Genomic DNA, 13,636 nt, shown 5'->3' with positions numbered 1-13,636 from the left:
CCTTTCGCAAGGATCTTCGTGAATCAACTGAGCCGGCGCGGGGGGCAGGGTTGCATGGGGCGGAGAGGTGGAGGCGCAGAGCTGCCGATCGTCTCAATCCGACAGTCGCGCGATCACTGCAACCGGCCCGCCGCCCGGCGGTCCCTGATGCTCGGCCCCGCCGGAGATGTAGATGGCGCCGGTGCCGGCAAGTCCCGCAATCAGGCCGCCGACCGCAGCGCGGGCGTGGCGGGTGGCGCTGATGTCGGTGTCTTCCAGCATGGTGTGGCGAAAGCCGCGCACGCTGCCGCTCGGTGAAGCCTCCGCCTTGGCGAAGATATTGACCAGTTCGCGACCCGTCTTTGCCTGCGGCGCCACGCCGAGCCCGACGCTGTTCAGCGCCGATACCACCGCCGGGGCATCGATCGCGTCGGTCATCACGGCATGCCCGATCTCGAACGCGCTTGCTGAAGACAAGGAGTTGCCGAGCACGATGACGACGTTGTGCATCAACTCGATTCCGGCCGAAGTGGAGGCAACGGACGAGAACAGATCATCGCGCCGCAGCACGTCCTCGTCGCCGACGTCAGGCGCTATCTCGCCGAGCGCGACTGCGACGCCGAGCGCGGAGGCGCCGCGCGAATAGGCCATCGAGCCATAGGCGCTGGTCGTCGCCGTCTTGCTGCCGCGAGCGTTGGCCGCTTCGACGCGATCGCTGGTGAGCAGTGGACACTTGATCTGCACGAAATGAACGTCGGCAGAGTCAGTGATGCCGGCATCCGCCATTGCCGCCTTCACGGCTTTCGCCGTCTCGGTGATCTGTGCCGAGTGGCCGAACTCCTCGGGGAGGAAATCACGGGTGTGTGCCATGCCGATGCTCAGGCGCTTGCCGGACATGCCCGCCGGCCGCCCCTCGACGTCGCGCCGCGTAAACACCGTGATATGCGGGCTGAGCACGCCTTCGGTGCCGCCCGACATCACGAAGGCGATGCGCTGCTCGACCTCCTCTGGAGACAGGCCGAGCCGCGGCGCAAGCGCCGCGCACAACGCGGCCACAGCATATTCCCGCGTGAAATCGTTGACTCCGCCATTGCCCTCGGTCTTGCCGAGGATTGCGAGGATTTCGCTTGGATCGATCGCGCCTGAGCTGATCATACTGATGAGGCCGGACACGTCGCCGGGGCCCTTGGTGGCGATCCTGATGGCGTCGACCGATGTCGTCTGCATTGCACTTCTCTTTGGGGGTTCGGTGGTCCGGCAGACAAAACAGTCGTCCAAGCTTGGCGCCTGTCAATCCCCGTCGTCGTCCTGGCGAAAGCCAGGACCCATTACCCCAGGGAGCAATTTGGCGAAGATTCGTCGTTCGGTATTGCTTCCGGCCGTGATCGACAGACTAGCGGTGAGTCCTGGTCTCTGCCAGGACGACAGCGGAATTTGTGCGCCGTCTTCGCCATCTCCACGAATGTGGCGAGATCGCATCGGTTCAATAAAAAATCCTCTGTCGACGGCCGTCCGCTGCACCTTGATGAATCAACCCCGGTTGGTTCATAAGCGGCGTCCCGTGGCCGGTGGTTCGCCGCCGTTGCTAGGATAGAGGAATTCTCGCGTGGCAAATATCAACCAGAAAATTGCGCAGGAGCTTGGGGTTCGTGCCGAGCAGGTCGAGTCAGCGGTGACGCTGCTCGACGGCGGCGCCACGGTTCCCTTCATCGCCCGCTACCGCAAGGAAGCGACCGGTGCGCTCGACGACGCGCAATTGCGCACCCTGGAGGAGCGCCTGGTTTACCTGCGTGAACTTGAAGACCGCCGCAAGGCCATCCTCGAATCGGTCCGCGAGCAGGGCAAGCTCGACGCGGCTCTCGAAGCCAGCATTCTTGCCGCCGACAGCAAGGCGCGCCTCGAAGACATCTATCTGCCGTTCAAGCCGAAGCGCCGCACCAAGGCCGAGATCGCCAAGGAAGCCGGCCTCGAGCCGCTCGCCAATCAGCTGATGGCAGAGCCTGGCAATGATCCCAAGGCCGTGGCCGAAGCCTTTGTCGACGCCGAGAAGGGCGTTGCCGATGCCGCTGCCGCGCTCGACGGCGCCCGCGCCATCCTGGTCGAACGTTTCGACGAGGACGCCGATCTGATCGGCGCTCTGCGCGAGGAGATGTGGACCAATGCGCGCATGGTCTCCAAGGTGCGCAACGGCAAGAAGACCGAGGGCGAGAAGTTCGCCGATTATTTCGATTTCTCCGAGCCGCTGACGAAGCTGCCGTCGCACCGCATCCTGGCGATGTTCCGCGGCGAGAAGGAAGAGATCCTCGACCTCCAGATCCAGGCCGAGGCCGAGGCGCCGCCGCCGGGCGTGCCGAGCGCCTATGAGCTGAAGATCATGAAGCGGTTCGGCATCGCCGACCTGAAGCGCCCCGGCGACCGCTGGCTGATCGACACCGTGCGCTGGGCTTGGCGCACCAAGATCCAGGTGCATCTCAACATCGATCTGCGCATGCGGTTGTGGAATTCGGCCGAGACCGAGGCCGTCCGGGTGTTCGCCTCGAACCTGCGCGACCTCCTGCTCGCCGCGCCCGCCGGCACCCGCGTCACCATGGGGCTCGATCCCGGCTACCGCACCGGCGTCAAGGTCGCGGTGGTCGATGCGACCGGCAAGGTGGTCGACACCACCGCAATCTACCCGCACGAGCCGCAGCGGCAATGGAACGAGTCGCTGGCGACCCTCGGCAGGCTCGCGCTGAAGCATCGCGTCGAGCTGATCGCGATCGGCAACGGCACCGCCTCGCGCGAGACCGACAAGCTCGCGGCAGACCTCGTCAAAGGCCTGCCCGAACTGAAGATGACCAAGATCGTCGTGTCCGAAGCGGGCGCGTCGGTCTATTCGGCCTCGGCTTTCGCCTCGGAGGAATTGCCTGATCTCGACGTCACCTTACGCGGTGCGGTCTCGATCGCGCGGCGGCTCCAGGACCCGCTCGCCGAGCTTGTCAAGATCGAGCCCAAGGCGATCGGCGTTGGCCAGTACCAGCACGACCTCGGCCAGGCCAAGCTCGCCAAATCGCTCGATGCCGTGGTCGAAGATTGCGTGAACGCCGTCGGCGTCGATGTCAACACTGCGTCCGCACCGCTACTGGCCCGCGTGTCGGGCGTCGGCACAGGTCTTGCGCAGAGCATCGTGGCGCACCGTGACGTCAACGGCCCGTTCAAATCGCGCAAGGCGCTCAAGGACGTGCCGCGGCTCGGGCCGAAGGCATTCGAGCAGTGTGCGGGCTTCCTGCGCATCGTCGGCGGCGAGGATCCGCTCGACGCCTCTGGCGTGCATCCGGAAGCCTATCCGGTGGTGCGCCGGATTCTCGCGGCGACCAAGAGCGACATCAAGGCGCTGATCGGCAGCAGCGAGATCGTGCGCACGCTGAAGCCGAAGGATTTCGTCGACGAGACCTTCGGTCTGCCGACCGTCACCGACATTCTGCGCGAGCTCGAAAAGCCCGGTCGCGACCCGCGCCCGGCGTTCAAGGCCGCGGTGTTCAAGGAAGGCGTCGAGGAGATCAAGGATCTCAAGAAGGGCATGATCCTCGAGGGCACAGTGACCAACGTCGCCGCCTTCGGGGCCTTCGTCGACATCGGCGTGCACCAGGATGGCCTCGTGCACATCTCGGCGATGTCCAAGACCTACATCAAGGATCCGCGCGAGGTGGTGAAGCCCGGCGACATCGTCAAGGTGAAGGTGCTGGACTTCGAGGTCGCCCGCAAGCGCATCTCGCTGACGCTGCGGCTGGATGACGAGATCGGCGCCAAGAAGGACGCGCCCGGCATGCAGCGCGACAACAATTCGCGCAACAGCGCGCGCATGACCTCGTCGGCGCCGCGCAAGCAGGAATCCTCCGGCGGCGGCGCGCTTGCGGAGGCGTTGCGACGTGCAGCCGAGAAGAACGGCGGCAAGCGGGTGTGAGTCTCTCCTCGCCCATCGGGGAGAGGCGATCTGCTCCGCGGATAGCGAGTTCTATCGCGTCGTCATTGCGAGCGTAGCGAAGCAATCCAGACTGCCTCCACTGGACAGTCTGGATTTGCTTCGTCGCAAGAGCTGCTTGCAACTGACGAGGAGAGAGCGGTGGCCCGCCTCCCTAACACGCGCGTCAGAATCTGGCGCATTTGTAAGTTGAAGGAGACGGCGCGTTCTCCTCTTCTGAACCTTCGAGTGCGGCTGTGTGACCACCGCACTGTAGGGAGGATTTTCCGATGAAACACAGGCTTCTCACAGGCCTCGCCGCAGCGGCAGTTGCCGCGACGCTGGCGGTCGCGTCGCCCGTTCTTGCCCGCGCCGGCGGTGGCGGACATGGCGGGTTTGGCGGCGGTGGCCACTTCGGGGGTGGCGGCATGCATGTCGGTGGTGGCGGCATGGGTGGCGGGGGCATGCGAGTGGGCGGCATGGGCGGCGCTCATTTCGGTGGCGCGCGCTTCGCCGGTTCGCCAATGGCCGCCCGCGCCGCCATCGGGCCGCGCTTTGCCGCTGCTCCGCTCGCGACCCGTGCCGCCTTTGGACCGCGGTTTGCCGGCACGGGCTGGCACGGCAGGCCTTTCATCGGCCGGCATGCGTTCTTCCATCATCATCATCGCTTCCACCGGTTCGCCTTCTTTGGCGCGCCCTTCATCTACGCCAGCTATTACGACGACGGCTGCTGGCGCAGGAGCTGGACGCCCTATGGCTGGCGATGGGTCAATGTGTGCGGAGACTATTGGTAGAGCATCGCCGGACCGCACCATTGTCGCGGTCGCCACCGGGCAGTTCCGCTCAGCCCCGGAACGGGATAGTCTGGTGGCGATCGTCGCGCGGAGTTCGTCATGACCGGAGGTCACCGCCGCATCCTGGTCGTCGAGGACGATCCGGAGACTGCAGGCCAGCTCGTCGAGGAACTGACGACCTCCGGTTACGAGGTCGATCTTGCCGGCACGGGCCGCGAAGCGCTTCACCAGGGCGGCGCGCGCGACTATGCCGTGATCACTATCGACCGCATGCTGCCCGATATCGACGGCATCACCGTGATGCGCCAATTGCGCGACGACGGCATCGCTGCGCCGTTCCTGATCATTTCCGCGCTTGGCGAGGTGGATGATCGCGTGCGCGGCCTGCGCGCCGGCGGCGACGATTATCTCGTCAAGCCGTTCTCGTTCGTCGAGCTACTCGCACGGCTGGAGGCGCTTGGCCGCCGCAGCGAGACCATCGCCAAGGAGACGCTGCTGCGGGTCGGCGATCTCGCCGTCGACCTGATCGCACGCAGCGCCAGTCGCCGCGGCCGCAAGATCCCGCTGCTGCCGCGCGAATTCCAGCTGCTTGAATATCTCGTTCGTAACGAGGGCCGCGTCGTCTCCCGCGCAATGCTGCTCCAGCACGTCTGGGACCTGCATTTCGATCCCTCCACCAACATCATCGACGTCTATGTCGGGCGCGTTCGCCGCAAGGTCGACGATGCCCAAGCCTATCCGCTGATCCACACCATCCGCGGCATCGGATATTGCCTCCGTGCTCCTGGCTAAGACGCTCCGCTCCTCGACCTTCCGCCTCGCGCTGATCGCGATCGCGGCGTTCGGGCTGATCGTCGCGGCGATCATGGCTTACGTCTATTTCGGCACGCTCGCCTATGTGCAGAGCCGGCTCGGCGAGGCCGGCGATCACGATGCCTTCGCGCGCATGATCGAGCTCGCGATCGCTGCGGTCGCCGTGCTGCTTCTGGTGCTCGCCGGGCTCGCGGCCGTGCTGGTGACGCGGCGCACGGTCGGGCGGATCGAGCAAATCAACGCCACCAGCCGCGCCATCATGCTCGCCGGCCTCGACCAGCGCATTCCCCTGCGCGGCAGCAACGACGAATGGGACCGCGTCGCGGAAAACCTCAACCAAATGCTCGACCGCATCGAGACGCTGATGGGGGAGGTCAAACAGGTCAGCGACAACGTCGCCCACGATCTGCGCACCCCGCTGACGCGCATGCGCGGACGGCTGGAAAAGGCCTATCACACCCCGCGCAACAGCGAGGCGGATGCGGCGCTGATCGGCGACACCATCGCCGATCTCGACGCCGTGCTCGGCATGTTCGCTTCCATCACCCGGATATCGGAGATCGAGACCCGGGCCCGCACCGGCGCCTTCCGCGGGCTCGACCTCGCCGAGATCGCCGGCGAGGTCGTCGAGCTCTACGATGCCGCCGCCGAGCAGGTCGCCACAAAGCTCAGTCTCGCCAGCGACCGCGAGGTGCCGGTGACCGGCGACCGCGACCTCTTGTTCGATGCCATCGCCAATCTCGTCGACAACGCGATCAAGCACGGCCGCAAAGGCGGGCAGGTGACCGTCACCTGCCGCAGCGCCGATGGCGGCGCGGTGATCGCGATCGCCGACGACGGCCCGGGCATTCCCGCGGAGGAACGCGATTACGTGTTCAAGCGCTTCTACCGGCTCGAGCAGAGCCGCTATACGCCGGGCAATGGCCTCGGTCTCAGTCTCGTTGCCGCAGTCGCGCGCCTCCATGGCGCCGAGATCGCGCTGCATGACAATGCGCCGGGCCTCACCGTCCAGCTCAGCTTCAAGGCGGCACTAGCGACGTGAATTGGTGGTGTCACAGCTCGATCACGCCGCGGCGCGCCGCATGCGCGACCGCGTCGGTGCGGCCGGTGGCATCCAGCTTGTCGAGCAGCGAGCCGACATGGAATTTCACGGTGTGCACGGAGATGCCGAGCTGGCGCGCGATCATCTTGTTGGAGGCGCCCTCGGCCATCAGCGCCAGCACGTCGAGCTCGCGCTGGGTCAGCGCGATGTCGCCGGGCATGATGCGCGGATCGCGGGCAACAATCGTCGCCGCGGCGGCTTCGCCAGGCGCGACGAGGCGAAGTCCGGCGACGTTGCCGAGCAGCTTGGCCAGCCGATCGGCGAGGGCTGGGTCGTCGATCTCCAGCGCGAGCACGATCTCCGGCGCGTTGTCCTCGCTCACGCCTCCGGCCTCTCGCCGACCGTGACCTTGAAGCTGACCGGCTCGCCGCCGCGGCGAACTGCGACATCGACCACCGCGCCGACGCTGGAAGGTCCCAGCGTCCGCGACAGCGCGCGCACGCCGGACAGTTTCTGGTCGTTGACCGCCACGATCACGTCGCCCTGGCGGATGCCGGCCGCGGCCGAAGGCCCGGTCTTATCGACATTCATCACCATCGCACCGATACCGTCGTCGAGCCGCACCGGCTGCAGCCCGACGCCGAGATAACCGCGCGCGATGCGGCCGCGCGCCTCGAGCTGCGGCGCGACGCGCTCGATCGTCGCCGTCGGGATCACCAGCACCCGCCGCGGTCCGAGCACGGCCATGCCGAAGGCTTCACCCGATGCATCGAGCGCAAGGCCGCCCTGCTGGCTACCGCGCAGGCGGACGTCGAGCTCGATCCGTGCATCGATGTCGCCGCCGCGTAAGGAGCGCCAGCTCTTGCCGGACGCCGATACCATCCCGAGCGCCGCACTCGGCGCATCGCGATTGGTGGCGACAACGATCGACAGCGTGCCTAGCGCAGGGACCGATGTGGTCAGCTTGACCGGGGCAATCGCGGCCTCAGTGCGCAGCAGCGCGATATCGGTCGTATGGTCGCGACCGGCGATAGCGGCGGCCACTCGGCTGCCGTCGGGAAGGCCGATCTCGACCGCACCCTCGTCGGCGAGGGCCTCGTCGGCCGTGACGATCAGGCCTGGCTTCCACACGAAGCCGCTCGCGCGGGAGCGATGCGAGTAGACGGAGACGACGGACGGTGCGGTGCGCGCCACCATGTCCGCGAGCGCGGACGACAGTGAAGACAGAGGAGTTGGGTCGGTCATGGCAGGCTCCTGTAGCTGTGCTCAATCTGGGATGTCGCAGGCAATCCGGAAACTGGCCGGGTGGCCAGGGCAGCGTCAGTGCCGGCCGACGAACATGTGATTGGGACCCACTCACGGAAACGTGTAGCAACCGGCCCGACATTGCGCTGTACGGCGTCAAACCATTTCCGCGAGCCCTGACTGAATGAGCATCGATCTCACCCGCCGCACCCTGCTTCAGCTCGCCGGCGCGGCCTCTCTCGCAATGGCGGCGGCTGCCGCGGCGCGCGCCGAAGGCAATGCGCAGGGCGGTGGCCCGACCTATGCCAGCCGAACGCCGATGCGGGTCGGCATGGTGACGCTCCGGGTGAAGAACCTCGACAAGCTCGCCGATTACTACCGCGACGTGATCGGGCTCACCGTGATGGAGCGCTCGGCGACTGGCGCGAAGCTCGGCACGGCCGGCCTCGCGCTGCTGGTGCTGGAAGCCCGTCCCAATGCCGCAATCGAGCCGCGCAACGCCGCCGGCCTCTATCACACCGCCTTCCTGATGCCGACGCGCAAGGATCTCGCGCGTTGGCTGGTGCATGCCGCCGCACATCGCGTGCCGCTGTCGGGATTTGCCGATCACCTTGTCAGCGAATCCATCTATCTCGACGATCCCGAAGGTAACGGCATCGAGGTCTATGCCGACCGCGATCCATCGCAATGGCAGTGGAGCGAGGGCGGCGTGAAGATGGCAACCGACGAGCTCAACATCCCCGACTTGCTGTCGCTGACCAATACACGCGTGGCCGACTATGCCGGTGCGCCGGAAGGGTTGCGCATCGGCCACATGCATCTGCGCGTCGGCGATCTCGCGCAGGCCGAGAGCTTCTATCACGCCAGCATCGGCCTCGACCCGACCCGCCGCCGCAGCGGTGTCGCGTTCCTGTCTTCGGGCCGCTATCATCATCACCTCGGCATGAATGTCTGGCAGAGCCAGGGTGCCGGCCAACGCGACGATCAAATGACCGGTCTTGCCTGGTTCTCGCTGGTGACCGAGAAGCACGACATCCTCGCAGCCCAGGAGGAGCGCCTACGCAAGGTTGGCGCACGGGTCAGGGCGCTTGCGGACGGCCTGGAGGCTGTCGATCCCTGGGGCACGCGGGTGCGCCTTCTCAGGGTTTGATCGCCGGCGCAGGCGTTGGTAATACGCCTCAGGCGCAAACCAATTGACCGGGGTCCACGCCCGACATGTCCGAATTCCACGGTGTCTTTCCCTATCTCGTCTCGCCCGTCGATGCCGGTGGCACGGTGCGCACCGAAGTCCTCGGCAAGCTCTGCGACGATCTAATCGCCGCCGGCGTGCACGGGCTGACGCCGCTGGGCTCGACCGGCGAGTTCGCCTATCTCAATGCCGCGCAGCGCATGGCGATCGTGCAGACCACGATCGAGGCGGCCAAGGGCCGCGTGCCGGTGGTCGCGGGCGTCGCTTCAACCTCGATCGCGGACGCGGTGGCGCAGGCGAAAGCGTACCAGAAGCTCGGTGCCGACGGCATCCTGGCGATTTTGGAGGCGTATTTCCCGCTCGCCGATGCCCAGGTCGAATCCTACTTCCGCGCCATCGCCGATGCCGTGGACATCCCCATCGTGATCTACACCAATCCGCAATTCCAACGCTCCGACCTTACCCTCGATGTCATCGCGCGCCTCGCCGAGCATCCGCGCATCGGCTACATCAAGGACGCCTCGACCAACACCGGCCGGCTGCTCTCCATCATCAACCGCTGCGGCGATGGCTTGCGGGTGTTCTCGGCCTCCGCCCATATCCCGGTCGCGGTGATGCTGATCGGCGGTCTCGGCTGGATGGCAGGCCCGGCCTGCATCATCCCGCGCCAGAGCGTTGCGCTGTACGAACTGTGCAGGGCTGGTCGCTGGGAGGAGGCCATGAAGCTTCAGCGCAGGCTGTGGCGCATCAACGAGGCCTTTGCCCGCTTTAATCTCGCCGCCTGCATCAAGGCGGGGCTTTCGATCCAGGGCTACGACGTCGCCGACCCTGTGCCGCCGCAGGCCGCGCTGACGGCCGAGCAGCGCAGGATCGTGGAAGCGGCGTTGCGGGAGCTGGCATAGCCCGATTGTCACGCGGCAATATGCCCCCAGATGCTGCCGCAAGCCGACCTATTCCTATCTGCTTCGATCAGGAAACTTCCAGGCGCTTGCGACGTTGCTGCGTGAGCGAGATCCGCCACCTCAGGCATGAGCATTCTGAGCATTGTCTTCAGTACACCGCGGTGATCACCCATGAATCGTCGCTACGGAATTGCCGCGGCAGCCCTGGCCGCTCTGCTGCTCGTGGTCACTGCCGCGAAAATCCAGCATGCGCCGTGGACCACTCCCGCCGCGCGAGCCGTCGAGCAGCGCGGGCCGCTGTCGGAGGCCGAAAAGGCCACGATCGACATCTTCGAGCGCGTGTCGCCTTCGGTTGTCCAGGTAGCGGTGAGATCGGCGGCTAGTCCTCTCATGGGTGAGGAGGGCCAGGGCGGCGCTTCCGGCACGGGATTCGTTTGGGACGCCGAGGGGCACCTTGTGACGAACAATCATGTCGTGGCCAATGGCGGCGAGATGGCGGTGCGCTTTGCGTCGGGAGAGGTGGCCCAGGTTGACCTGGTCGGTACGGCTCCCAATTACGATCTTGCGGTCCTGCGAATCCGGAGTGTGCGCGAACTCCCTCCGCCGGTCGCTCTCGGCAGTTCGAACGATCTGAAGGTCGGGCAATCCGCCTTTGCGATCGGCAATCCCTTCGGGCTGGATCAATCCATGACCAGCGGCATCATCAGTGCTCTCAAGCGCAGGCTTCCGACCCATGGCGGCCGGGAGATTGCCAACGTCATCCAGACTGACGCCGCGATCAACCCGGGCAATTCAGGCGGGCCGCTGCTGGATTCCGCAGGCCGCCTGATTGGCGTCACGACGGCGATCATATCGCCGTCCGGCTCGAACGCCGGCATCGGCTTCGCGGTGCCGGTCGATGTCGTGAACCGGATTGTCCCCGAACTCATCCGCAACGGTCGCGTGCCGACCCCCGGCATCGGCATCGTGGCCGCCAGCGAGGATGTTTCGACGCGGCTTGGCGTCCAAGGCGTGATCGTGGTGCGGACGGCCCCCGGCAGCCCTGCGGAGCGGGCGGGGATTCGCGGGGTCAACTTGTCGACTGGCGCGGTCGGAGACATCATCACTGCGGTCGAAGGCAAGCCGGTGAGGCGCCTCTCCGACTTGACCGATGCGCTGGAGCAGGCCGGCGCCGGGAAGACCATTCGCCTCACTGTCAAGCGGGGCTCGGACAGCCGCGACGTGAATGTAGGCATCATCGACATCGAGCGTTCCTGACGTGGCAATCTGCGCGGCCAATGGGGGCGTGGCACGCAATGCTGATGTGCTGCGGCTCGGTTGTATCGACTGCAAAATCGGCTAAAACCGCCGCGGTCGTTTTCCGGATTTCAAGGACATAACGGAATGAACATTCTTCCCGGCAATTTGCGTTTCGGAGCGGGACAGCCCGTCAAGCGTTTGGAAGACCTTAGGCTGCTCACCGGGAAGGGGCAATTCATCGACGACAAACCGGCAGACGGCGCGTTGTGGTTGCACGTGCTGCGCTCGCCGCATGCGCACGCGAAGATCGTCTCGATTGACACCAGCGCCGCGGCGTCGATGCCTGGCGTCACCGCGATCTATACCGGCGCCGAGCTCGTCAAGGACGACATCGGCAGCATTCCGACGCTGAACATTTTCAAACGTCCCGACGGCAAGCCGATGACGGTGCCCCCGCGCCGGCTGCTGGCCCATGAAGTCGTGCGCTACGCCGGCGAAGCGGTTGCCGCCGTCGTGGCCGCCTCGCGCGTGGAGGCGCAGAGCGCGGCCGAAGCGATCGTGGTCGAATACGACGTGCTGCCTGCGGTGGTCGACCCGGTGGAGGCCGTAAAGCCCGGTGCGCCCGTGGTGTGGCCGGAAGCGCCCGATAACATCGTCGGCGCGATGAGCTATGGCGATGCCGCCAAGGTGGACGAGGCTTTTGCCAAAGCGGCGCACACGGTCGAGCTCGATCTCGTCAGCCAACGCCTCGTTCCATCCGCAATGGAGCCGCGCTCGACCATCGCCGAAGTCGACAAGAAGACGGGACGGCTCCTGCTGCACGTGCAGTCGCAGACACCGGCCTCGACTCGCGACGTGCTGGCGGAGGCCGTGCTCAAGCGTCCCAAGGACAGCGTGCGGGTGCTGGTCGGCGACATCGGCGGCGGCTTCGGCCAGAAGACCAACCTCTATCCCGAGGACGGCATCGTCGCCTATGCCGCGACCAAGCTGAACAAGAAGATCCGCTGGCGCGGCGACCGCACCGACGAGTTCGTCGGCGGCACCCATGGCCGCGATCTCACCTCGACCGCTTCCTTCGCGCTGGATGAGAAGGGCAAGGTGCTGGCCTATCGCGTCAAGTCGATCGGCTGCACCGGCGCCTATTCCTCGGGTGCGGCCAACATCATCCCGCTGGTGCTCGGGCCGTTCGTGCAGACCGGCGTCTACGATCTGCCGCTGGTGCATTTCGAGGTGAAGTCGGTGATGACCCACACCGCACCCGTCGGCGCCTATCGCGGTGCGGGCCGTCCCGAAGCCGTCTTCATCGTCGAGCGCCTGTTCGACGCGGCTGCGCGAAAGATCGGCATGGATCCGCGCGCGATCCGCAAGGCCAACTACATCAAGCCGGCGCAGCTGCCTTATACGAACGCCGCGGGCCAGATTTATGACTCCGGCGCCTTTGCGCACATGCTCGACCGCGCCGTGAAGCTCGCCGACTGGGACGGCTTTGCCGCGCGCAAGAAGGCGGCCAGGAAGAAGGGCCTGCTCTACGGTCGCGGTCTCACCTCCTATATCGAATGGACTGGCGGGCGCGCGCATACCGAGAAGGTCAGCCTGCACGCGACCTCGCAAGGCCGCGTCGTGCTGCATTCCGGCACCATGGCGATGGGGCAGGGCTTGCAGACCACCTACACCCAGATGATCTCCGACACCCTCGGCATTCCCATGGACAAGATCGACGTCGTCCAAGGCGACACTGATCTCGCCATGGGCTTTGGCAGCGTCGGCTCCCGTTCGCTGTTCGTCGGCGGCACGGCCGTGGCCGTCTCCTCCAATGACCTCATCCAGAAGGCGCGCGAGAAGGCCGCGAACGTGCTGGAGACCTCGGTCGAGGACATCGAGTATCAGGGCGGCATGCTCACCGTGGTCGGCACCGACCGCCGCATCAGCCTGTTCGATCTCGCCGAGAAGGAGAGCGGCGCCAAGCTCAGCGTCGATTCCGAAGGCGAGGTGGACGGACCGAGCTGGCCGAACGGCACGCATATCTGCGAGGTCGAGATCGATCCCGAGACCGGCGTCTCCCGCGTCGTGCGCTACACCACCGTCGACGACGTCGGCGTTGCCGTGAACCCGATGCTGGTCACCGGGCAGATCCATGGCGGCGTTGTGCAAGGCATTGGTCAGGCGTTGTATGAGGGCGTGTCCTACGATGCCGACGGTCAGCTCCTCACCGCGAGCTACCAGGACTACTGCATCCCGCGCGCCGCCGACGTGCCGCCGATTGTGGTGACGCTCGACGATTCCGCGCCCTGCCGCACCAATCCGCTCGGGGCCAAGGGCTGCGGCGAATCCGGCGCCATCGGCGGCCCGCCCTGCGTCGCCAATGGCGTGATGGATGCGCTCGCCGAGCTTGGCATCACCCAGCTCAACACGCCGCTGACGCCGCAGAAGATCTGGCAGGCGATCCGGGACGCGAAGGCGGGTGGTTAATATTTCAGGTGCACCGTCTTTGCG

11 protein-coding genes are annotated in these 13,636 nt (G+C 66.0%); 8 read left to right on the top strand and 3 right to left on the bottom strand.

The features are described from left to right. Nucleotides 1-93: 93 nt before the first annotated feature. A complete protein-coding gene (locus IVA91_RS20995; RefSeq protein WP_247277439.1) occupies nucleotides 94-1,206 on the bottom strand; it encodes a ring-opening amidohydrolase in 1,113 nt (370 codons plus the stop codon). A gap of 379 nt (nucleotides 1,207-1,585) precedes the next feature. Here IVA91_RS20995 and IVA91_RS20990 point away from each other — a divergent pair, with 379 nt between their 5' ends. The 4 genes from IVA91_RS20990 to IVA91_RS20975 all read left to right on the top strand — a co-directional run bounded on the left by IVA91_RS20990 (nucleotide 1,586) and on the right by IVA91_RS20975 (nucleotide 6,568). After that, entirely contained in the window at nucleotides 1,586-3,922 is a 2,337-nt protein-coding gene (locus IVA91_RS20990; protein ID WP_247277438.1) for a Tex family protein, read from the top strand. A 287-nt stretch (nucleotides 3,923-4,209) separates the two neighbouring features. Then, nucleotides 4,210-4,713 carry a hypothetical protein gene (locus IVA91_RS20985; RefSeq protein ID WP_247459109.1) on the top strand — a complete coding sequence of 168 codons (504 nt, stop codon included), beginning with the start codon at nucleotides 4,210-4,212 and terminating at the stop codon, nucleotides 4,711-4,713. Nucleotides 4,714-4,812: 99 nt separating this feature from the next. Further along, a complete protein-coding gene (locus tag IVA91_RS20980) occupies nucleotides 4,813-5,505 on the top strand; it encodes a response regulator transcription factor (RefSeq protein WP_247277436.1) in 693 nt (230 codons plus the stop codon). After that, nucleotides 5,492-6,568, top strand: a complete 1,077-nt coding sequence (locus IVA91_RS20975) for a HAMP domain-containing sensor histidine kinase (protein ID WP_247277435.1) — start codon at nucleotides 5,492-5,494, stop codon at nucleotides 6,566-6,568. The genes IVA91_RS20980 and IVA91_RS20975 overlap by 14 nt, the downstream gene beginning before the upstream one ends. Nucleotides 6,569-6,578: 10 nt before the next feature. Here the strand turns inward: IVA91_RS20975 and IVA91_RS20970 are convergent, their stop codons facing one another. Both IVA91_RS20970 and IVA91_RS20965 read right to left on the bottom strand, forming a co-directional pair. Next, nucleotides 6,579-6,950, bottom strand: coding sequence for a helix-turn-helix transcriptional regulator (locus IVA91_RS20970; protein WP_247277434.1), 372 nt, complete (start codon nucleotides 6,948-6,950; stop codon nucleotides 6,579-6,581). After that, a complete protein-coding gene (locus IVA91_RS20965; RefSeq protein ID WP_247277433.1) occupies nucleotides 6,947-7,813 on the bottom strand; it encodes a S1C family serine protease in 867 nt (288 codons plus the stop codon). Before IVA91_RS20965 ends, IVA91_RS20970 begins: the two co-directional genes overlap by 4 nt. A gap of 184 nt (nucleotides 7,814-7,997) precedes the next feature. Here IVA91_RS20965 and IVA91_RS20960 point away from each other — a divergent pair, with 184 nt between their 5' ends. The 4 genes from IVA91_RS20960 to IVA91_RS20945 all read left to right on the top strand — a co-directional run bounded on the left by IVA91_RS20960 (nucleotide 7,998) and on the right by IVA91_RS20945 (nucleotide 13,612). Beyond that, nucleotides 7,998-8,963 (top strand): VOC family protein, encoded by a 966-nt coding sequence (locus IVA91_RS20960; protein WP_247277432.1) that lies wholly within the window; start codon nucleotides 7,998-8,000, stop codon nucleotides 8,961-8,963. 65 nt (nucleotides 8,964-9,028) lie between these two features. Continuing rightward, on the top strand, nucleotides 9,029-9,904 hold the full coding sequence (locus tag IVA91_RS20955) for a dihydrodipicolinate synthase family protein (RefSeq protein WP_247277431.1): 876 nt from the start codon (nucleotides 9,029-9,031) through the stop codon (nucleotides 9,902-9,904). A gap of 171 nt (nucleotides 9,905-10,075) precedes the next feature. Then, nucleotides 10,076-11,161 (top strand): trypsin-like peptidase domain-containing protein, encoded by a 1,086-nt coding sequence (locus IVA91_RS20950; protein WP_247459108.1) that lies wholly within the window; start codon nucleotides 10,076-10,078, stop codon nucleotides 11,159-11,161. 126 nt (nucleotides 11,162-11,287) lie between these two features. Continuing rightward, entirely contained in the window at nucleotides 11,288-13,612 is a 2,325-nt protein-coding gene (locus tag IVA91_RS20945) for a xanthine dehydrogenase family protein molybdopterin-binding subunit (protein WP_247459107.1), read from the top strand. Nucleotides 13,613-13,636 lie beyond the last annotated feature (24 nt).

Source organism: Bradyrhizobium sp. 153, assembly GCF_023073835.1.
Taxonomy (GTDB): Bacteria; Pseudomonadota; Alphaproteobacteria; order Rhizobiales; family Xanthobacteraceae; genus Bradyrhizobium.
The sequence above is the reverse complement of the archived record's forward strand: the minus strand, read 5'-3'. Positions and strand labels throughout refer to the sequence as shown.